General features: G+C 69.6%; 19 protein-coding genes. 10 read left to right on the top strand and 9 right to left on the bottom strand.

Annotation, left to right across the window (positions count from 1 at the left end; translation table 11 throughout):
• Positions 1–31: 31 nt before the first annotated feature.
• Genes V6M45_RS10190 through V6M45_RS10175 form a run of 4 tightly spaced genes read right to left on the bottom strand, consistent with a single transcriptional unit; the run spans position 32 to position 5,032 of the window.
• Positions 32–415, bottom strand: a complete 384-nt coding sequence (locus tag V6M45_RS10190) for a DUF302 domain-containing protein (protein ID WP_332656084.1) — start codon at positions 413–415, stop codon at positions 32–34.
• Positions 412–756, bottom strand: a complete 345-nt coding sequence (locus tag V6M45_RS10185; protein ID WP_332656083.1) for an ArsR/SmtB family transcription factor — start codon at positions 754–756, stop codon at positions 412–414. Before V6M45_RS10185 ends, V6M45_RS10190 begins: the two co-directional genes overlap by 4 nt.
• Positions 753–3,983: an efflux RND transporter permease subunit gene (locus tag V6M45_RS10180; RefSeq protein WP_332656081.1), complete on the bottom strand. Its 3,231-nt coding sequence runs from the start codon at positions 3,981–3,983 to the stop codon at positions 753–755. Before V6M45_RS10180 ends, V6M45_RS10185 begins: the two co-directional genes overlap by 4 nt.
• Complete coding sequence (locus V6M45_RS10175; RefSeq protein ID WP_332656079.1) at positions 3,980–5,032, bottom strand: efflux RND transporter periplasmic adaptor subunit; 1,053 nt, start codon at positions 5,030–5,032, stop codon at positions 3,980–3,982. The genes V6M45_RS10180 and V6M45_RS10175 overlap by 4 nt, the downstream gene beginning before the upstream one ends.
• Positions 5,033–5,202: 170 nt before the next feature.
• Between V6M45_RS10175 and V6M45_RS10170 the strand changes: the two genes are divergently transcribed.
• Both V6M45_RS10170 and V6M45_RS10165 read left to right on the top strand, forming a co-directional pair.
• Positions 5,203–6,516 (top strand): NAD(P)/FAD-dependent oxidoreductase, encoded by a 1,314-nt coding sequence (locus V6M45_RS10170; protein ID WP_332656077.1) that lies wholly within the window; start codon positions 5,203–5,205, stop codon positions 6,514–6,516.
• A complete protein-coding gene (locus tag V6M45_RS10165) occupies positions 6,513–6,755 on the top strand; it encodes a YgaP family membrane protein (RefSeq protein ID WP_332656075.1) in 243 nt (80 codons plus the stop codon). Before V6M45_RS10170 ends, V6M45_RS10165 begins: the two co-directional genes overlap by 4 nt.
• Here the strand turns inward: V6M45_RS10165 and V6M45_RS10160 are convergent.
• The 5 genes from V6M45_RS10160 to V6M45_RS10140 form a co-directional block, all read right to left on the bottom strand.
• Positions 6,752–7,039, bottom strand: a complete 288-nt coding sequence (locus V6M45_RS10160; protein WP_332656073.1) for a hypothetical protein — start codon at positions 7,037–7,039, stop codon at positions 6,752–6,754. The two genes, V6M45_RS10165 and V6M45_RS10160, sit on opposite strands and share 4 nt — an antisense overlap.
• 72 nt (positions 7,040–7,111) lie before the next feature.
• Entirely contained in the window at positions 7,112–9,349 is a 2,238-nt protein-coding gene (katG, locus tag V6M45_RS10155; RefSeq protein WP_332656071.1) for a catalase/peroxidase HPI, read from the bottom strand.
• A gap of 92 nt (positions 9,350–9,441) precedes the next feature.
• Positions 9,442–10,503, bottom strand: a complete 1,062-nt coding sequence (arsB, locus tag V6M45_RS10150) for an ACR3 family arsenite efflux transporter (protein WP_332656069.1) — start codon at positions 10,501–10,503, stop codon at positions 9,442–9,444.
• Between the two features lie 3 nt (positions 10,504–10,506).
• Positions 10,507–10,962: an ArsI/CadI family heavy metal resistance metalloenzyme gene (locus tag V6M45_RS10145; protein ID WP_332656068.1), complete on the bottom strand. Its 456-nt coding sequence runs from the start codon at positions 10,960–10,962 to the stop codon at positions 10,507–10,509.
• 11 nt (positions 10,963–10,973) lie between these two features.
• Positions 10,974–11,315, bottom strand: a complete 342-nt coding sequence (locus tag V6M45_RS10140) for an ArsR/SmtB family transcription factor (protein ID WP_332656066.1) — start codon at positions 11,313–11,315, stop codon at positions 10,974–10,976.
• An 81-nt stretch (positions 11,316–11,396) separates the two neighbouring features.
• Between V6M45_RS10140 and V6M45_RS10135 the strand changes: the two genes are divergently transcribed.
• The 8 genes from V6M45_RS10135 to V6M45_RS10100 are packed head-to-tail and all read left to right on the top strand — an operon-like array spanning position 11,397 to position 19,333.
• On the top strand, positions 11,397–13,697 hold the full coding sequence (locus tag V6M45_RS10135; protein ID WP_332656064.1) for a bifunctional salicylyl-CoA 5-hydroxylase/oxidoreductase: 2,301 nt from the start codon (positions 11,397–11,399) through the stop codon (positions 13,695–13,697).
• Positions 13,694–14,455 (top strand): SDR family NAD(P)-dependent oxidoreductase, encoded by a 762-nt coding sequence (locus tag V6M45_RS10130; protein ID WP_332656062.1) that lies wholly within the window; start codon positions 13,694–13,696, stop codon positions 14,453–14,455. Before V6M45_RS10135 ends, V6M45_RS10130 begins: the two co-directional genes overlap by 4 nt.
• On the top strand, positions 14,452–14,949 hold the full coding sequence (locus V6M45_RS10125; protein ID WP_332656060.1) for a MarR family winged helix-turn-helix transcriptional regulator: 498 nt from the start codon (positions 14,452–14,454) through the stop codon (positions 14,947–14,949). Before V6M45_RS10130 ends, V6M45_RS10125 begins: the two co-directional genes overlap by 4 nt.
• Complete coding sequence (locus tag V6M45_RS10120) at positions 14,946–15,758, top strand: enoyl-CoA hydratase family protein (RefSeq protein WP_332656057.1); 813 nt, start codon at positions 14,946–14,948, stop codon at positions 15,756–15,758. Before V6M45_RS10125 ends, V6M45_RS10120 begins: the two co-directional genes overlap by 4 nt.
• A gap of 2 nt (positions 15,759–15,760) precedes the next feature.
• Positions 15,761–16,924 (top strand): acyl-CoA dehydrogenase family protein, encoded by a 1,164-nt coding sequence (locus tag V6M45_RS10115; protein WP_332656055.1) that lies wholly within the window; start codon positions 15,761–15,763, stop codon positions 16,922–16,924.
• Entirely contained in the window at positions 16,924–18,528 is a 1,605-nt protein-coding gene (locus V6M45_RS10110) for an AMP-binding protein (protein WP_332656052.1), read from the top strand. Before V6M45_RS10115 ends, V6M45_RS10110 begins: the two co-directional genes overlap by 1 nt.
• The gene (locus V6M45_RS10105; RefSeq protein WP_332656050.1) at positions 18,525–18,944 is read left to right on the top strand and encodes an acyl-CoA thioesterase; all 420 of its coding nucleotides are present in this window, start codon (positions 18,525–18,527) and stop codon (positions 18,942–18,944) included. The genes V6M45_RS10110 and V6M45_RS10105 overlap by 4 nt, the downstream gene beginning before the upstream one ends.
• A complete protein-coding gene (locus V6M45_RS10100) occupies positions 18,941–19,333 on the top strand; it encodes a RidA family protein (RefSeq protein WP_332656048.1) in 393 nt (130 codons plus the stop codon). Before V6M45_RS10105 ends, V6M45_RS10100 begins: the two co-directional genes overlap by 4 nt.
• The last annotated feature ends 48 nt before the right edge of the window (positions 19,334–19,381 follow it).

Here is a 19,381-nt window from a genome sequence, read left to right as displayed (position 1 = left end):
GCTCATCGACCTGACCAGCCGAAGCTGAACGTCAGACGTCCGCGACAGCGGCGCCCAGATGCTCGCCGACCTTTTGCGCGTGGCGGAGCAGTTCGGGATTGTCGATGGCGCTCATCGACGCCGCCGGATCGACGGCGAAGACCTCGACGCCGCCTTCTGTCTGCTGGACGACGACATTGCAGGGCAGCATGACGCCGACGTGCGGCTCCATCTTCAGGGCCTCGTGGGCCATGACCGGATTGCAGGCGCCGAGGATGCGGTAGGGACGGAAGTCCTGGCCGATCTTGGTCTTCAGCGTGGCCTGGACATCGATCTCGGTGAGGACCCCGAAGCCGTGCTTCTGCAGCGCGCCGCGCGTGCGTTCAACGACCGCTTCGAAGTCGCCCTCGACGGTGCGTGCTGTGAAATAGGTCATGAGTTCGATGCCTCCGGTCTGTCGCGATAGATGTCGCACAGCAGGGCGATGACCCGGGCGGCGGCCGGATCGGCGATGCCGTAGTAGATGGTCTGGGCGTCCCGGCGCGGAGCGATGACGCCCGCGTCGCGCAGCCGGGCGAGATGTTGCGAACAGGCCGACTGCGACAGCCCGACATAGCCGGCCAGATCGCCGACGGCGCACTCGCCCTCGCTGAGCCGGCACATCAGCATCAGCCGTTGCTCATTGGCGAACAGCCGCATGAGCCGGGCGGCAGGGGCGGCGCTGGCCTCCAGTTCCGCGAGGGCGGCCGCGTTCGGCGTGGGCAGGACATCGGTCATGGCGTCTCTTGCATGGCTCCGGGCGCGGCCAGGGGGCGGCCGTCGTCCTTCAACGCGATATAGATGGCCGGGATCACCAGCACCGTCAGAATCGTCGAGGAGATCAGGCCGAACAGCAGGGAGATGGCCAGCCCCTGGAAGATCGGGTCGAACAGGATCACCGCCGCCCCGATCATGGCCGCCAGGGCGGTCAGCAGGATCGGCTTGAAGCGGATGGCGCCGGCCTCCAGCAGGACCTCGCGCAGGGGCCGTCCGGGCGTTCGGGCGTGGCGGATGAAGTCGACCAGCAGGATCGAGTTTCGCACGATGATCCCCGCCAGGGCGATGAAGCCGATCATCGAGGTTGCGGTGAAGGGCGCGCCGAACAGCATATGGCCGAGGACGATGCCGATCAGGGTCAGGGGGATGGGGGTGAGGATCACCAGCGGGATGCGGAAATCCTTGAACTGGGCGACGACCAGAACATAGATCCCGAGCAGGGCCACGCCGAAGGCGGCGCCCATGTCGCGGAAGGTCACCCATGTGATCTCCCACTCGCCGTCCCAGAGCACGGTGGGGACCGTCTCATCAGTCGGCTGGCCGTTGAGCCGGACTTCAGGGCGCTGCAAACCCTTCCAGTCATGGTTCTTGATGGCCGCGTCTATGGCCAGAATGCCGTAGATCGGGGCCTCGAACTGGCCCGCCAGCTCGGCAGTGACCATTTCGGCGGCGCGGCCGTCGCGGCGGTAGATTGGCCAGCCGGCCAGCTCGCGACGCGCCTCGACGACCTCGCCCAGCTCGACCAGGCGGCGACCGCCGTCGATCGTCGTCACCGCCACGGGCATTACGGCCATTTGTTCGGTCCAGGCCCGGGCCGACTGCGGCAGCCGGACGGCGATTTCGACCGGGGTCCGCTCGTCGTCGCGGACGGCGTAGCCGAGCACCTGCCCGCCCATGACGGCGGCGATGGAGTCGTGCACCTCGCGTTCGGACAGGCCGAAGCGTTCGATCTTCTCGCGATCGGGGATCAGGCGCAGCACCGGTCGGCGGACGCCGTAGCTGTTGTCGACATCAACCACAGACGACTGGGCGCGGAACAGGGTTTCCAGTTCAGCGGCGACGGCGCGGCGCGTGTCGGCGTCCGGGCCGTAGACTTCGGCCAGCAGGGTGGCCAGCACCGGCGGCCCCGGCGGGGCCTCGACCACCTTGAGCGACGCGCCCGCCGGCAACGGCAGATCGGCCAGGCGGCGGCGCAGATCGAGCGCGACGGCGTGGCTGCTGCGCTTGCGGTGCGCCTTGTGGGCCAGCTTGACCGCGAGATCGCCCTGTTCGGCGCCGGCGCGCAGGAAATAGTGACGCACCAGACCGTTGAAATTGAACGGCGTCGCGGTCCCGGCATAGCTCTCCAGAGACTCCACTTCGGACAGGGTCTGGGCCACCGCCGCGGCGCCCGCCAGGGTCCGCTCCGTCGCCTCGAGGCTGGTTCCCTCAGGCATGTCCAGAACGACCTGCAGCTCCGACTTGTTGTCGAACGGCAGCAGCTTCACCGGCACGGCCCGGAAGCCGAACATCGACATGGCCAGCAGGGTGGCGAGGCCGACGACGATCAGGAAGGTCCAGGCGCTGCGGCGCGAGCGGATGACCGGCGTGGCCACCTTGCGGTAGAGGCGACCCAGCATGCCCTCGCCGTGCTCATGACCGTGCCCCCCGGCTAGGGTCTTCCGCGCCAGGCGGATCATCAGCCACGGCGCGATGACCACGGCGACGAAGAAGGAGAAGACCATGGCCGCAGAGGCGTTGACCGGGATCGGCGCCATATACGGCCCCATCAGGCCCGAGACGAACAGCATGGGCAGCAGGGCGGCGACCACGGTCAGGGTGGCGACCACGGTCGGGTTTCCGACCTCTGCCACGGCCTCGACGGTCGCCTGGGCGCGGCTGCGGCCGTCGTCCATGGCCCAGTGGCGGGCGATGTTCTCGATCATCACGATGGCGTCGTCGACGAGGATGCCGATCGAGAAGATCAGGGCGAACAGGCTGACGCGGTTGATGGTGTAGCCCATCAGGTTGGAGGCGAAGAGGGTCAGCAGGATGGTCGTCGGGATCACCACCGCCGTGACGCCCGCCTCGCGCCAGCCGATGGCGAAGCCGATCAGGATGACAATGGAGACGGTCGCGAGGCCGAGGTGCATCAGCAGCTCATTGGCCTTCTCATTGGCGGTCTCGCCATAGTCGCGGGTGACCACGATCTCGAGGCCGTCGGGGATCAATGTGCCTTTCAGCGCCTCGACCCGCTGCATCACGGCATGGGAGACCACCACCGCATTGGCCCCTTGGCGCTTGGCCACGGCCAGGCTGACGGCCGGAGTCCGGCTCCAGCCGTCGCCGGCGCGGGCGTAGTGAGCGGCCCGGGCCTGGTCCTCGCGCGGCGCCTGGACGACATCGGCGACGTCGCGCAGATAGACGGGCTCGCCGGCCATCGAACTGACCGTCAGCAGCGCCGCGTCGTCAGGCGTGGCCAGACGTTCGCCGGAGCGCAGGGTCAGGGACCAGCCCTGTTCGCGGACGGAACCGGCGGGAAAGCTGCGGTTGGCTTGGGCCACGGTCTCAAGGATCGAGGACAGGGCCACGCCGCGCGCGGCCATGCGGGCCGGGTCCGGCTCCACCCGGATCTCCGATGGTCGGCCGCCGACGATGAAGGTCAGGCCGACGTCCTCGACCTTGCCGATCTCGGTGCGCAGCCGGGCGGCGACATCGTAGAGGGCCTGATCGCTCCAGCGCCCGGCCGCGTCGGCGCGCGGCGTCAGGGTCAGGACCACAGCGGGCACGTCGTTGATGCCCCGAGTGACGATCTGCGGCTCCGACACGCCGGTGGGAATGGAGGCGTAGTTGGCGCGCACCTTTTCATGGACACGGACCGCCGCGTCATCAGGATCAGAACCGACCACGAAGCGGGCGGTGACCATCACCTGGTCGTCCTGCACCTGGGTGTAGACATGCTCGACGCCGTCGATGCTGCGCACGATGGCTTCCAGCGGCTTGGCCGCCAGTTCGGTGGCGTCGGCGGCGCCGAGGCCCGGCGCCGCGACCATGATGTCGACCATCGGCACGCTGATCTGGGGTTCCTCCTCGCGGGGGATCGACAGCACGGCCATGAGGCCGACGGCGATGGCCGCCAGCAGCATCAGGGGAGTCAGCGGCGAGTTGAGCGTGGCCCGTGTCAGCCGGCCGGAAAGACCGAGGTTCATCGGGCGGGCTCCGGCGCGGCGGCGCTGGTGGAGGCGAGGACGACATCACCGACGGTCAGGCCCGACAGCACCTCGACCCGGTCTCCCGTCACAGGGCCGCCCAGCTGGACCGGGGCCTCGCTGACGCGGCCGGCGCGGTCGACGGTGCGCACGAAATCAATGCCGTAGCGGGTGGCGATGAACCGGCGCGGCAGCACCAGCGCGCGCCGCTGACCGACGGGCACCTGGACGATAACGCGCTGGCCGACCCGGTCGCTGGCGAGGCCGTCGACGGCGATGTCGGCGGTGGTCCGTCCCGCGGTGGAGGCCGGATAGACCTGGGCGATCACGCCGCCGGTCACGCCGGGCAGGTCTTCGCCGGACACGGTGACCGTCTGGCCGACCCGCAGGTTGCGGCCCTGGGCCTCGGGCAGTTCCAGCCTCAGCACCAGCGGTCCGGCGGTGATGGTGGCGACCGACTGACCGGCGCTGACCACCGAGCCGGCAGGCACGTCGGCGGTGAGCACCCGGCCCGAGGTCGGGGCCAGTATCCGGCCCTGGGCCCCGGTCTCGGCGCTGGCCGAGCGCACGGCGCGCGCCGCCCTGACCTGGGCGTTGGCGGCCTGCGAGGCGGCAAGGGCCTGATCGAGCCGGGCCTGGGCGTAGATACCCTTGTCGAACAGGGTCTGGATTCGCGACAGGTCGGCGCGGGCCCGCGCGGCCTCGGCCTCGGCGGCTGCGACCTGGGCGCCGTACGCCGCCGTCTCGAGGCCGACCCGGTTGTCAACGACCACGCCAATGACCTGGCCCTCACGCACCATGTCGCCTTCCCGCACGTTCAACTGGGTCAGCGTGCCCGGAATGCGGGCGCGCGCGTCGCCGAGATCGCGCGAAGTGACTACGGCCGAAGCCGGCTTGACCGCGTCGATCAGGGCTTCGGTCACGGCCAGACGCTCGCCTCGCGCGGGGGCGGTCGCCACCACCTCGGGCTCCCCGCCGCAGGCCGACAGGCCGCCGGCCAGAAGGGCGGTTGCGGCGAGGGCGGCGAACAGGGCCGTGCGCGTCGTCATGGGATCGTCCTTATGTAAGCTTGCGCTAATATTAGATGCTGCTAATATGATTGCAAGCCTGAGAACTGTCCCCCCGGCGCCGATCAGGAGCCTTGATACGGATCAAGGCCCGCGCGTCCGGGACGGCGCAGGGTCAGGCATCGAAGACCCTCTCGGGAAGGAGACCGCCCATGGACCGGCCCACCATCGTCATCCTCGGCGCAGGCCTGGGCGGCGCCATCGCCGCCTATGAAATCCGCGATACTCTCGGCGACCGCGCCCGGATCGTCGTGGTGTCGAAGGGCGACACCTTTCACTTCACCCCCTCCAACCCCTGGGTGGCGGTGCACTGGCGCAAGCGCGAGGCCATCGAGGTCAGCCTGCCGGAAGTGATGAAGCGCAAGGGCGTGGAGTTCATCAATGTCGGCGCGAGCCGCATCCGGCCTGCCGAAAAGGGCATCGACCTGGCTGATGGCCGGGCAATGCATTACGACTATCTGGTCATCGCCACCGGCCCCGAACTGGCCTTCGACGAGATCCCAGGTCTCGGACCCGACGGCCATACGGTCTCGGTCTGCCATGTGGACCACGCGGTGCACGCGGCCGAGGCCTTCGACGCCTTCGTGAAGAACCCCGGCCCGATCGTGGTCGGCGCGGTTCAGGGCGCGTCCTGCTTCGGCCCTGCCTATGAGTTCGCCATGATCCTCGACACCGAGCTGCGTCGCCGCAAGCTGCGCGACAGGGTGCCGATGACCTTCGTCACCTCCGAGCCCTATATCGGCCACCTCGGCCTCGACGGGGTCGGCGACACCAAGGGGCTGCTGGAAAGCGAGATGCGCCAGCGCCACATCAAATGGATCACCAATGCGAAGGTGAAGAGCGTCGACGCCGGCATGATGCATGTCGAGGAGGTCGGCGAGGACGGGGCCGTCAAGGCCAACCACGACCTGCCCTTCGCCTATTCCATGATGCTGCCGGCCTTCCGCGGGGTCGAGGCCGTGCGCGGGATCGAGGGACTGACCAATCCGCGCGGCTTCATTCTCGTGGACAAGCACCAGCGCAATCCGACATGGCCGGACATCTTCGCCCTCGGCGTCTGCATCGCCATTCCGCCGACCGGCCCGACCCCGGTGCCTGTGGGCGTGCCGAAGACGGGCTTCATGATCGAGAGCATGGTCTCGGCCATCGCGGCCAATCTGAAGCAGATCCTCGACGGCCAGCCGCCGAACTTCGAAGCCAGCTGGAACGCCATCTGCCTCGCCGACTTCGGCGATGGCGGCGTCGCCTTCATGGCCCAGCCTCAGATTCCGCCGCGCAACATCAACTGGTCCGCCAGCGGCCGCTGGGTGCACACCGCCAAGGTCGCCTTCGAGGGCTACTTCCTTCACAAGGTCCGCAAGGGCCAGGCCGAGCCGCTCTATGAGAAGCTGGCTCTCGACCTGATCGGCGCCCACAAGGTGCGCCGCTCCCCCACCCCCACGTCCAGCCAGGAGCCGAAGGCATGACCCTCGAGCGCGCCGTCACATTGTTCGCCGGATTCATGGTGCTGCTCAGTCTGGCCCTGACCCGTTGGGTCAACCCGGCCTGGGTCTGGCTGACGGTCTTCGTCGGCTTCAACCTGATGCAGTCCTCGATCACCGGCTTCTGCCCGGCGGCCATGGTGATGCGCCGACTGGGTCTGCGCCCCGCCGGCGCACCGGCCAACCCGCCCGTCCAGGCCGGCGCCGTCCCTCCCCGGCTCTAGTCCAGACCCAGCAGCCAGCGGTCCAGCCGGACCGCCCGGATCGCCGCGCCCGGCAGCGTCTGATTGAGCGCCGCCCGGTGATTCATGATCCAGTGCAGGCAGCTCAACCGGCTGTCGAACGCGTCGAACTCGTCGCGGCTGGCGCGGAGCGTCTCTGGATTGACGACATAGCGTGAGCCTCTCCGGCTGCCGGGCGCGCCCGGCCAGTCCCGTTCCGGCGCGACAACCGCGGGAATCCAGTAGGCTCGCCGCGCGTCGAGGCCGTTCACCTCCCGAAGATGCATCGCCTGCCTCCCTTCGCTGGAACCGGCGCGCCCCGCCCCGACGCCTCGGCGCCGGGGCGGACCGGGCTCAGGTCACGCCGCCGCGCCGAGCCGGGCGGCGCGGGGCAGGTCGAAACGGTCGGCGTTCATCACGCGGGTCCAGGCCGATACGAAGTCGCGGACGAACTTCCCGCCGGCGTCGTCGGCGGCGTAGACCTCCGACAGGGCCCGCAGCTCAGAGTTGGAGCCGAACACCAGGTCGGTGCGGGTCGCGGTCCACTTCTGCTCGTCGGTCTTGCGACAGGTGCCGATGAAGACCTCGTCGGCGCTGTCGTCGACCTGTTTCCACGCCGTGCCCATGTCGAGCAGGTTGCGGAAGAAGTCGTTGGTCAGCCGGCCCGGACGGTCGGTGAACACCCCGTGTGTCGAACCGCCGTGGTTGGCGCCCAGCACCCGCAGCCCCCCGACCAGAACCGTCATCTGCGGAGCGGTCAGGCCCAGCAGCTGGGCCCGGTCGATCAACAGTTCCTCGGTGGGCACGCTGAAGCGCACCTGCAGATAGTTGCGGAAGCCGTCCGCCTTGGGCTCGAGCACCTCGAAGCCCTCGACGTCGGTCTGCTCCTGCGAGGCGTCCATCCGGCCGGGGGTGAAGGGAACCTCGACCTCGTGGCCGGCGTCGCGGGCCGCCTTTTCGACCGCGGCGCAGCCGCCCAGCACGATCAGGTCGGCGATGGAGACCTTGCGGCCGCCGGCCGCCGAACCATCGAAGCCCGCCTTGAGGCCCTCATAGACCTTGAGCACCCGGTCCAGCTGTTCGGGCTGGTTGACCTCCCAGTTGCGCTGCGGCTCCAGCCGGATGCGGCCGCCGTTGGCGCCGCCACGGTGGTCGGAGTTGCGATAGGTCGCAGCCGAGGCCCAGGCGGTGGAGACCAGTTCGGCGACGCTGAGGCCGGAGTCGAGGATCTTCGCCTTCAGCGCCTTGATGTCGGCGGCGTCGACCAGCGGATGATCGACCGGCGGGATCGGGTCCTGCCAGATCAGGTCATCCTTCGGGACCTCCGGGCCGAGGTAGCGGGCCTTGGGTCCCATGTCGCGGTGGCACAGCTTGAACCACGCCCGGGCGAAGGCGTCGGCGAACTGGTCGGGGTTGGCCCGGAAGCGCTCGGAGATCTTGCGGTACTCCGGGTCCATCTTCATCGCCATGTCGGCGGTGGTCATCATGGTCGGGACGCGCTTGCCGGGCGTGTGCGCGGCCGGGGCCAGGGTGTCCTCCGGATTGCCGACCGGCTGCCACTGCTGCGCGCCCGCCGGGCTGCGGACCAGTTCGTACTCGTGATCCAGCAGCATCTCGAAATATTCCATGTCCCAGGTGGTCGGCGTGGGCGTCCAGGCGCCCTCGAGACCGCTGGTGATGGTGTGGTCGCCGATGCCGCTCTCGTGGGTCGAATGCCAGCCGAGGCCCTGCTGGGCGATATCCGAGCCTTCCGGGTCGGCACCGATCTTGGAGGCGTCACCGGCGCCGTGGCATTTGCCGAAGGTATGGCCGCCGGCCGTGAGCGCGACGGTCTCCTCGTCGTTCATGCCCATCCGGGCGAAGGTCTCGCGGATGTCGCGGCCCGAGCCGATTGGATCGGGCTTGCCGGCGGGGCCTTCCGGGTTGACGTAGATCAGGCCCATCTGCACCGCCGCCAGCGGGTTCTCGAGCACCTCATTGTCGTCGTAGCGGCCGCGCCCCAGCCACTCCTCTTCGCTGCCCCAGTAGATGTCCTTCTGGGGCTCCCAGGTATCGGCCCGACCGCCACCGAAACCGAACACCGGCCCGCCCATCGACTCGATCGCGACATTGCCGGCCATGATCATCAGGTCGGCCCAGGACAGCTTCTCGCCGTACTTCTGCTTGACCGGCCACAGCAGGCGGCGGGCCTTGTCGAGGTTGGCGTTGTCCGGCCAGCTGTTCAGCGGGGCGAAGCGTTGCGAGCCCGACGAGGCGCCGCCGCGTCCGTCGCCGGTGCGATAGGTGCCGGCCGAATGCCAGGCCATGCGGATGAAGAAGGGGCCGTAGTGGCCGTAGTCCGCCGGCCACCAGGGCTGACTGTCGGTCATCAGGGCGTGCAGGTCCCGCTTGACCGCCTCGTAGTCCAGCGACTGGAAGGCCTTCGCATAGTCGAAGTCCGACCCCAGCGGGTCGCCGCTGGCCCCATGCTGGCGCAGGATGTCCAGCGACAGCTGGTTCGGCCACCAGTCGCGGTTGGTTCGCCCGAGCAGGGATCGGAGAGCCCTGCCCTCCTTCGCCGGGCAGTGAAGCGGGCCGCCGCCTGAGTTTCCGTCCATGACCGTCCTCCATCTATCGCTTTGGACGGCAGCCTATGCCTCGCTTTTCAGCAAGACCAATCGATAAACTTTGCGGGCAGGAACAGGAAAATCTATGGCGTAGGGGCCCGCTGATTGTTCAGCCGCCGCACCGCGGAACCCCGATCATACCACCCACGCGACCGGTTCACGATGGCCACCACGGTCAGCATCACCGGCACCTCGATCAGCACTCCCACCACCGTCGCCAGGGCGGCGCCCGACTGGAAGCCGAACAGGCTGATGGCCGCCGCCACGGCCAGCTCGAAGAAATTGCTGGCCCCGATAAGCGCCGAGGGGGCGGCGACGCAGTGCGCCTCGCCCGTCACGCGGTTCAGCCAATAGGCCAGGCCGGCGTTGAAATAGACCTGGATCAGGATCGGCACGGCCAGCAGGGCGATGACCAGGGGCTGGGCCAGGATCTGTTCGCCCTGGAAACCGAACAGCAGAACCAGCGTGGCCAGCAGGGCCGTCATGGATGCCGGCGCCATGACCCGCAGGGCCCGCTCAAGCGTCTCCGCCCCCCGGCGCAGCAGCAGACGCCGGACCAACTGGGCGATCAGCACCGGCGCCACGATATACAGCCCCACCGACGCCAGCAGCGTCGACCACGGCACGACGATCGACGACAGCCCGAGCAGCAGCGCCACGACCGGCGCGAAGGCCACCAGCATGATGGCGTCGTTCACCGCCACCTGGCTGAGTGTGAAATGCGGCTCGCCGTCCGTGAGGTTGCTCCACACGAACACCATCGCCGTACAGGGCGCGGCGGCGAGCAGGATCAGGCCGGCGATATAGCTCTCGACCTGACCCGCGGGCAGATATGGCCGGAACAGCCAGCCGATGAAGACCCAGCCCAGCAGGGCCATGGAGAACGGCTTGACCAGCCAGTTGACGCCGAGGGTGACGCCGACGCCGCGCCAGTGGCGACGGACCTGGCCGAGGGCGGCGAAGTCGATCTTCGCCAGCATCGGAATGATCATCAGCCAGATCAGGACGGCGACGGGCAGATTGACGTGCGCCACCTCGGCCCGGCCGACCATCTGGAAGAAGGGCGCGAAGAAATGGCCGAGAGCCACGCCGGCCACGATGCACAGCAGGACCCAGAGGGTCAGGTAGCGCTCAAACCGGTTCACAGATCAGCAGCACGCAACCTTGGGCGCCGCAGACTTCGCGGGGCAACAGGCGGCGGCGGGCGCGACGGCCGTCTCCGGCTCGTCCTCGCCGTAGGTCACCGCCTCGCCGAAGGTGTGGAAGGTCTCCCAGCGCAGGCCGGAGGGGTCGTTGACCCAGGCCTTGTCCGAGCGGGCGTAGCAGCAGGTCGCCGCTTCCTGATCGCGCGTCGTCTCGCCCGCGGCCTTCAGCCGACCCGCGAGCTCGGCCAGTTCCTCGCCGCTGTCCACCTGGATGCCGAGGTGATCGACGCCGGCCGCGCGGGCCCGGCCCGAGATGGCGAAATTGACCCGCGGGTCCTCCAGCATCCACTTGGCGTAGTCGTCCTTCACCACCGAAGGCGCCGCGCCGAACAGGGCGGCGTAGAAGCCGATCGATCGATCCAGATCGTCGACGGACACATGGACATGGAGGCGCTTCATCGGGGGTCCTTTCAATCGCAGCAGGATGCGCGGGCGGCGGCCCGGGCGACGGGTTCGCACACCTCCGGACGGCCCTGGCAGCAGTCTTCCATCAGGAAGGTCAGCAGGTCGGTCATGGCCGGATAGTGGGCGGAGTAGATGACGGAGCGGCCCTCCCGGCGCGTCTGCACCAGACCCGCGTGGCTGAGCACGGACAGGTTGGCCGACAGGGTGTTGGGCAGGGTGTCGGTGCGCCGGGCGATCTCGCCGGCGGCCAGCCCCTCCGGGCCCGCCTGGACCAGCATCCGGAACACGGCCAACCGCGCCGGATGGGCGAGGGCGGCGAGCAGGGCGGCGGCTGAGGTCGTTTCCATATTTCCAAGATAATCGAATTACTGCCGCCGTCAAGGCGGGTTCGTCTGGACTCCCGACCGAAATCATTTCACACTTAAAATATGTCAGCGCGATCGCCCGTCCGAAGCATCGCCGTCGTCGGGGCCGGCCCCGGCGGACTCTACCTCGCCATTTCGCTGAAACTGCGCGACCCGTCGCTGAAGGTCGTGGTGCACGAACGCAACCGGCCGGACGACACCTTCGGCTGGGGCGTGGTCTTCTCGGACCAGACCCTGGCCAACCTCAAGGCCAACGACCCCGAGACGGCCGCGACCATCGAGGCCGCCTTCGTTCATTGGGACGATATCGACGTCCATATTCACGGCCAGACCATCCGCTCCGGCGGCCACGGCTTCGCGGGCATCGGCCGCCAGCGGCTGCTGACTCTCCTCCACGAGAGGGCCCTATCGCTGGGGGTGGACCTGCGCTTCCAGAGCGAGGTCGACGACATCCGCGCGCTGGAGGCCGACATCTTCGTCGCCGCCGACGGCCTGAACAGCCGGGTGCGCAACGAGACCCCCGCGGTCTTCGGCGTCGATATCGATATCCGCACCAACAAATACATCTGGCTGGGCACGAAACAGTCGTTCGACGCCTTCACCTTCGCCTTCGTCGAGACCCCGCACGGCTGGATCTGGGCCCATGCCTACCAGTTCGAACCGGGCGCCTCGACCTTCATCGTCGAATGCACCGAGGCGACCTGGCGGGGTCTCGGCTTCGACGGGATGGATCAGGACCAGACCTGCCGCGCCGCCGAGGCCCTGTTCGCCGACTGGCTGGGCGGTCATGCGCTGATGAGCAACGCCCGCCACCTGCGCGGCTCGGCCTGGCTGAACTTCCCGCGCGTCGCCTGCTCGAACTGGCGCGACGGCAAGGTGGTGCTGCTCGGCGACGCCGCCCACACGGCCCACTTCTCCATCGGCTCCGGCACCAAGCTGGCCTTCGAGGACGCCATCCGCCTCGCGGAAGCCCTCACCGACGGCGGCGACCTCGACGCCGCCCTCGCCGCCTATGAGGCCGAGCGCCGGGTCGAGGTGCTGAAGCTGCAGAGCGCCGCCCGCAACTCGACCGAATGGTTCGAGACGGTCGACCGCTACGTCGGGCTGGAGCCGCTGCAGTTCGCCTACAGCCTGATGACCCGCAGCCAGCGCGTCAGCCACGAGAACCTGCGCCTGCGAGACCGCGACTTCCTGACCGGCGTCGAGCGCTGGTTCGCCGACCGGGCCGGCGCGCCGCCCTCGCCGGAACCGCCCCCGCCGATGTTCGCGCCCCTGCGCCTGCGCGGCCTGACCCTGCCCAACCGCGTCGTCGTCTCGCCCATGTGCATGTATTCGGCCGAGGACGGCACGGTGAACGACTTCCACCTCGTCCATCTCGGCGCCCGCGCGCTGGGCGGGGCGGGACTGGTGTTCACCGAGATGACCGACGTCTCGGCCGACGCGCGGATCACCCCCGGCTGCGCCGGGATGTACCGGCCCGAGCACCGCGACGCCTGGAAGCGGATCGTCGACTTCGTCCACGGCCAGGGCTCGCGCATCGCCATCCAGCTGGCCCACGCCGGCCGCAAGGGCTCGGTCGAACGTCCGTGGGGCGAGCGCGCGGATCAACCATTGATTCAAGATGGCTGGGAGCTTATCGCCCCCTCCCCCATCCCGTGGTCCGCCGACGACCAGACCCCACGCGAGATGACCCGCGCCGACATGGACCGCGTCCGCGACGACTTCGTCCGCGCCGCCCGCTGGGCCGACGAAGCCGGCTTCGACATGGCCGAGCTGCACTGCGCCCACGGCTATCTGCTGTCGTCCTTCCTGACGCCGATCTCCAACCACCGCACCGACGACTACGGCGGCTCCGTCGAGAACCGGCTGCGTTTTCCGCTGGAGGTCTTCGCCGCCATGCGCGCCGTCTGGCCAGACCAGAAGCCGATGTCGGTCCGGCTGTCCGCCACCGACTGGGTCGACGACGGCCTGACGCCCGAGGACTCCGTCGCCATAGCCCGCGCCTTCGCCGACGCCGGCTGCGACCTGATCGACGTCTCGGCCGGCCAGACCTCGGAGCAGGCCAGGCCGATCTACGGCCGCATGTTCCAGACCCCTTTCAGCGACCGCATCCGCAACGAGGCGGGCGTGGCCACCATGGCGGTCGGCAACATCTATGAGACCGACCACGTGAACAGCATTCTCGCCGCCGGCCGCGCCGACCTGTGCGCCCTCGCGCGGCCGCATCTGGCCGACCCGAACTGGAGCCTGCGCGCCGCCGCCGAACTGGGCTGGCGCGGGATTCAGCCGCCGGTCCAGTACCGCGCCGGCTTCGCCCAGCTGGCCCGCAACCTCGAGAAACAGCAGCAGGCGGGACCGGTATGAGCCTGACCGGACATCACGCCGTGGTCACCGGCGCCGGCTCGGGCATCGGCCGCGCCACGGCCGAACGGCTGGCCGAGGCCGGCTGTCAGGTCACCCTCATCGGCCGCCACGTCGCCCGTCTGAACGAGACCGCCGACCGCATCGGCGACCTCGCCTTCGCCGCCCCCGCCGACGTCACCGATCCCGACATGCTGGCGGCCGCCATCGAGGTCGGCCGCGACCGCTTCGGCCCCATCGACATCCTGGTCAACAACGCCGGGGCCGCAACCTCCGCCCCCTTCCTCAAGACCGACGCCGACGCCTTCCGCGCCATGCTGGCCCTCAATCTGGAAGCGCCCGCCGAGGCCGCCCGTCTGGTCCTGCCCGGCATGCTGACGCGCCGCTGGGGCCGCATCGTCAACGTCGCCTCGACCGCCGGGCTGAAGGGCTACGCCTATGTCTCGGCCTATGTCGCGGCCAAACACGGCCTCGTCGGCCTGACCCGCGCCCTGGCGCTCGAGGTCGCCTCGAAGGGCGTCACCGTCAACGCCGTCTGCCCCGGCTTCACCGAAACCGAACTGGTCGCCCGCTCCATCGAGTCCATCATCGCGAAGACGGGCCGCAGCGAAGAGGAGGCCCGCGCCGCCCTCGCCGCCTCCAACCCGCAGGGCCGGCTGATCACCCCCGATGAGGTGGCCCAGACCATCGTCTGGCTGTGCGGCGACGGCGCCTCCGGGATCAACGGCGCCGCCGTGCCCGTGGCCGGAGGCGAACTGTGAGCCCCGCCGCCCTCCCCGACAGGCTGGGCGGCGCCCCTGACGGCAAGCGTGCCCTGCGCCTGTGGCTGCGGCTGCTGACCTGCACCACCACCATCGAGCAGACCATCTCCCAGCGCCTGCGTGACGAGTTCAGCTCCACCCTGCCCCGCTTCGACATGCTGTCGGCGCTGGATCGCGCCGGCGAGGCCGGCCTCACCATGGGCGAGGTCTCGCGCATGCTGATGGTCTCCAACGGCAACGTCACCGGCCTGGCCCAGAGGCTCAAGGCCGATGGATTGATCGAGCACCTGCCCGGGGCCGACCGTCGGGTGCAGCGTGTGCGTCTGACCGCCGACGGCCGCGCCCGCTTCGCCACCATGGCCCGGGCGCACGAACGCTGGATCGAGAGCCTGCTGGCCGATCTGACCGAGGCCGAGGCGGACGACCTGACCCGCTTGCTGGAGCAGACCAAACGGTCGCTCCGGGCCGCCATCCACGAGGAGCCGAACCGATGAAGGCGCGCGACTACAAGGCCGAACATTTCCTCTGGTCGGTCGATGACGAAGGCGTGTCCGTGCTGACCCTCAACCGGCCGGAACGGAAGAACCCGCTGACGTTCGACTCCTACGCCGAGATGCGCGACCTGTTCCGCGCCCTCGTCCACGCCGACGACTGCAAGGTCGTCATCGTCACCGGCGCCGGCGGCAACTTCTCCTCGGGCGGGGACGTGCACGAGATCATCGGTCCGCTGACCGAGATGGCCATGCCGGAGTTGCTGGCCTTCACCCGGATGACCGGCGATCTGGTCAAGGCCATGCGCGGCTGCCCCCAGCCGGTCATCGCGGCGCTGGACGGGGTCTGCGTCGGGGCCGGCGCCATCATGGCCATGGCCTCGGACCTGCGCCTCGCCACGCCGCGCACGAAGACCGCCTTCCTGTTCACCCGCGTCGGCCTCGCCGGCTGCGACATGGGCGCCTGCGCCATCCTGCCCCGCCAGATCGGTCAGGGCCGGGCGTCCGAGCTGCTGTTCACCGGCCGCGTCATGACCGCCGACGAGGGCGAGCGCTGGGGCTTCCACAACCGCGTCGTCGAGCCCGACGCCCTGATGGACGCCGCCCGTGAGTTGGCGCTGTCGCTGGCCCGGGGCCCGACCTTCGCCCACGGGATCACCAAGAACCAGCTCAACGTCGAATGGGACATGAGCCTGGACGCCGCCATCGAGTCCGAGGCCCAGGCCCAGGCCATCTGTATGCAGACGAAGGATTTCCGCCGCGCCTACGAGGCCTTCGCGGCGAAACGCGAGCCGGTGTTCGAGGGGAACTGAACATGGCCGACCGCACCTTCCTCGACTGGCCCTTCTTCGAAAACCGCCACCGCGCCTTCGCCGCCGATCTGGAGGCGTGGGCCGACCGGACGGAGGCGGTGAACCTGCACGGCGACCATGACCTGGACGGCGACTGCCGCGCCATCCTGCAGGCGCTGGCCGACGGCGGCTGGCTCAACAACGCCATCCCTGACGCGAACGGCAAGCTCGACGTCCGCACCCTGTGCCTGACGCGCGAGGCTCTGGCCCGCCGTTCCGGCCTCGCCGACTTCGTCTTCGCCATGCAAGGGCTCGGCTCCGGCCCGATCAGCCTGTTCGGCACGGACGCCCAGAAGGCCCGCTGGCTCCCCGGCGTCGCCTCGGCCCAGACCATCGCCGCCTTCGCCCTGTCCGAACCGGACGCCGGCTCCGACGTCGCCGCCCTGTCGACCACCGCCCGGCGCGACGGCGATCACTGGGTTCTCGACGGGACCAAGACCTTCATCTCCAACGGCGGCCTCGCCGACCGCTATGTCGTCTTCGCCCGCACCGGCGAGGGCGGAGCGAAAGGCCTCGGGGCCTTCGTCGTCGACGCCGATACGCCCGGCTTCGAGATCGTCGAGCGCATCCCCCTGATGGCCCCGCACCCGCTGGCCACGATCCGTTTCACCGGGTGTCGTATCGACGGCGACCGCATTCTCGGCCGGCCCGGCGAAGGCTTCCGCATCGCCATGGCCACGCTGGACGTGTTCCGCTCCACCGTCGCCGCCGCCGCCCTCGGCTTCTCCCGCCGGGCCTTCGACGAGGCCGCCACCCGCGCCACCTCGCGCAACCTGTTCGGCGCCCCGATGAGCGACCTGCAGCTGGTGCAGGCCTCGCTGGCCGACATGGCGCTGAAGATCGACGCCTCGGCCCTGCTGATCTACCGCGCCGCCTGGCTCAAGGATCAGGGCGCGCCGCGCGTCACCCGCGAGGCCGCCATGGCCAAGCTCTACGCGACCGACGAGGCCCAGGCGGTGATCGACGCGGCCGTGCAGATTTTCGGCGGCCTCGGCGTCGTCTCCGGCAATCCCGTCGAGCGGCTCTACCGCGAGATCCGCGCCCTGCGTATCTACGAGGGCGCCTCCGAGGTGCAGAAGATCGTCATCGCCCGTCAGGCGCTGGCCGGCTTCGCGGGAGGCGTCTGATGGGGACCAGCGCGCACATCGACCGCTTCGTCCTCGACCACCTGCCGCCGCCGGAGCAGCAGCCGCACTTCATCTTCGACCGGCCCGAGCTGGCCTACCCCGAGCGCCTCAACGCCGCCGCCGAGCTGCTACGCCGCGCCCTGGCCGCCGCCGGCCCCGACGGCCGCGCCCTGATCGACCACGACCATGAGTTCTCATGGAGCCGGGTCGACGCCATCTCCAGCCGCATGGCCCGGGTGCTGGTCGACGACATGGGCCTCGTCCCGGGAAACCGGGTCCTGCTGCACGGCCCGAACAGTTCGTGGACCGTGCTGGCGTGGTTCGCCATCCTCAAGGCCGGCGGCGTCGTCTGCGCCACCATGCCCATGCTCCGCGCGGCCGAACTGGCCACCGTCATCGACAAGGCCCGGATCAGCCACGCTCTGGTTTACGCCCCTCTCGCGGAGGCCGTGGCCGAGGCCCGGGCCGCGACCGATTGCCTGACCCACGTCATGGACTCCGCCGCCCTGCAGAAGGCCGCGCAGGCCTTGCCGCTTGGGACAGTCGTCGACCCGGTCGACACCGCCGCCGACGACCCGGCCCTGATCGCCTTCACCTCCGGCACCACCGGCCAGCCCAAGGGCTGCGTCCATTTCCATCGCGACGTCCTCGCCATGGCCGACACCTTCGCCCGGCACACGCTTGATCTGACGCCTGAGGACATCGTCGTCGGCACCCCGCCGATCGCCTTCACCTTCGGCCTCGGCGGCCTGGTGGTGTTCCCGGCCAGCGCCGGCGCCGCCACCGCCTTCGCCCCCCGCCCCGGCTTCGACGCCCTCGCGGAGACCATCGAGCGTCACGGGGCCACCGCCCTGTTCACCGCCCCGACCGGCTATCGCGCCCTGCTCAAGCTGGCGGACCGGCACGACCTGTCGTCCCTGCGCACCTGCGTCTCGGCCGGCGAGACCCTGCCCGCCGCCACCTCCGACGCCTGGCATGAGGCGACCGGCGTGCGCATCATCGACGGCATCGGCTCGACCGAGATGATCCACATCTTCATCTCGGCGTCCGGTCCTGACATCCGCCCCGGGTCCACCGGCAAGGCCGTGCCCGGCTATGAGGCGCGCATCATCGACGCCGAAGGCAAGCCCCTGCCGCCCGGCGAGACTGGCCGCCTCGCCGTGCGCGGCCCGACCGGCTGCCGCTACCTCGACGACCCGCGCCAGTCCGCCTACGTCCAGGATGGCTGGAACCTGACCGGCGACGTCTACCGGCTCGATGAGGACGGCTGGTTCTGGTTCGTGGCCCGCGCCGACGACATGATCATCTCGTCCGGCTACAACATCGGCGCCCCCGAGGTGGAGAACGCCCTGCTGCGCCACCCCGCCGTGGCCGAGGCCGCCGTCATCGGCGTTCCGGACGCCGAGCGCGGCCAGATCGTCAAGGCTTTCGTCGTCCTGCACGCGGACCACGACCCGTCCGAGGCCCTGCGCGCCGCCCTGCAGGATCACGTGAAGTCCGTCATCGCCCCCTACAAATACCCCCGCGCCCTCGACTTCGTCGACGCCCTGCCCAAGACCCAGACCGGCAAGCTGCAGCGCTTCCGGCTGAAGGCCGACACATGAGCCAGGTCTTCACCACCACCCGCCGCGTCCGCTTCGCCGACTGCGACGCCGCCGGCATCGTCTTCTTCCCGCGCTATTTCGAGATGCTGAACGGCGTGGTCGAGGACTGGTTCGCCGGCCCGCTCGAAGCGTCCTTCCGCGAACTGCACGTCAATCGCGAGGTCAGCGTCCCCACCGCCGCCGTCGAGGCCCGCTTCATCGCCCCCTCGCGGCTGGAGGACGACCTGACCTTCTCGCTGACCGTGACGAAGCTCGGCGGCGCCTCCTGCGGCCTGCGCCATGTAATCGAGTGCGACGGCCAGCGCCGCTTCGAGGCGACCCAGACGATCGTCTACGTCGGCCGTTCCCTGAAGCCCGAGCCCTGGCCCGAGACCCTGCGGACCCGCATCCAGCCCTTCCTGGAGACCCAGCCATGAACCGCGTCCTGCTGCCCGAAGGCTGGCCCCGGCCGAAGGGCTATTCCAACGGGATCGAGGCGTCCGGCCGGATGGTCTTCGTCGCCGGCCAGATCGGCTGGGACCCGGAAGGCCGCTTCCCCGAAGGGTTCGCCGCCCAGTTCCGCCAGACGATCGACAACAGCCTCGCCGTCCTCGCCGAGGCCGGAGCCGGCCCTGAGCATATCGTCCGCATGACCTGGTACGTCGTCGACAAGGCCGAATACCTCGCCGCCCTGCGCGACATCGGCGCGGTCTGGCGCGAACGCATGGGCCCCCACTACCCCGCCATGGCTGTGGTCGAGGTCAAGGGCCTGATCGAGGACGCCGCCCGCGTAGAGATCGAGACCACGGCCGTCATCCCCGCCTGACCGCTTGATCCCGCCGCCCGGCTCGGTCAGGGTCGCGCGCAACCAGCC

The organism is Brevundimonas sp., from assembly GCF_036676055.1.
Classification (GTDB): Bacteria; Pseudomonadota; Alphaproteobacteria; order Caulobacterales; family Caulobacteraceae; genus Brevundimonas.
This window is presented reverse-complemented; position numbering and strand designations above follow the sequence as displayed.

What these genes read in the sequence shown, in the direction of transcription:
- katG (WP_332656071.1), bottom strand. Translation starts at nt 9,349, where the DNA reads ATGGACGGAAACTCAGGCGGCGGCCCGCTTCACTGCCCGGCGAAGGAG.
- V6M45_RS10180 (WP_332656081.1), bottom strand. Translation starts at nt 3,983, where the DNA reads ATGAACCTCGGTCTTTCCGGCCGGCTGACACGGGCCACGCTCAACTCG.
- V6M45_RS10140 (WP_332656066.1), bottom strand. Translation starts at nt 11,315, where the DNA reads ATGGAAACGACCTCAGCCGCCGCCCTGCTCGCCGCCCTCGCCCATCCG.
- V6M45_RS10110 (WP_332656052.1), top strand. Translation starts at nt 16,924, where the DNA reads ATGGGGACCAGCGCGCACATCGACCGCTTCGTCCTCGACCACCTGCCG.
- V6M45_RS10165 (WP_332656075.1), top strand. Translation starts at nt 6,513, where the DNA reads ATGACCCTCGAGCGCGCCGTCACATTGTTCGCCGGATTCATGGTGCTG.
- V6M45_RS10105 (WP_332656050.1), top strand. Translation starts at nt 18,525, where the DNA reads ATGAGCCAGGTCTTCACCACCACCCGCCGCGTCCGCTTCGCCGACTGC.
- V6M45_RS10135 (WP_332656064.1), top strand. Translation starts at nt 11,397, where the DNA reads ATGTCAGCGCGATCGCCCGTCCGAAGCATCGCCGTCGTCGGGGCCGGC.
- V6M45_RS10120 (WP_332656057.1), top strand. Translation starts at nt 14,946, where the DNA reads ATGAAGGCGCGCGACTACAAGGCCGAACATTTCCTCTGGTCGGTCGAT.
- V6M45_RS10160 (WP_332656073.1), bottom strand. Translation starts at nt 7,039, where the DNA reads ATGCATCTTCGGGAGGTGAACGGCCTCGACGCGCGGCGAGCCTACTGG.
- V6M45_RS10190 (WP_332656084.1), bottom strand. Translation starts at nt 415, where the DNA reads ATGACCTATTTCACAGCACGCACCGTCGAGGGCGACTTCGAAGCGGTC.
- V6M45_RS10130 (WP_332656062.1), top strand. Translation starts at nt 13,694, where the DNA reads ATGAGCCTGACCGGACATCACGCCGTGGTCACCGGCGCCGGCTCGGGC.
- V6M45_RS10175 (WP_332656079.1), bottom strand. Translation starts at nt 5,032, where the DNA reads ATGACGACGCGCACGGCCCTGTTCGCCGCCCTCGCCGCAACCGCCCTT.
- V6M45_RS10170 (WP_332656077.1), top strand. Translation starts at nt 5,203, where the DNA reads ATGGACCGGCCCACCATCGTCATCCTCGGCGCAGGCCTGGGCGGCGCC.
- V6M45_RS10115 (WP_332656055.1), top strand. Translation starts at nt 15,761, where the DNA reads ATGGCCGACCGCACCTTCCTCGACTGGCCCTTCTTCGAAAACCGCCAC.
- V6M45_RS10185 (WP_332656083.1), bottom strand. Translation starts at nt 756, where the DNA reads ATGACCGATGTCCTGCCCACGCCGAACGCGGCCGCCCTCGCGGAACTG.
- V6M45_RS10145 (WP_332656068.1), bottom strand. Translation starts at nt 10,962, where the DNA reads ATGAAGCGCCTCCATGTCCATGTGTCCGTCGACGATCTGGATCGATCG.
- V6M45_RS10100 (WP_332656048.1), top strand. Translation starts at nt 18,941, where the DNA reads ATGAACCGCGTCCTGCTGCCCGAAGGCTGGCCCCGGCCGAAGGGCTAT.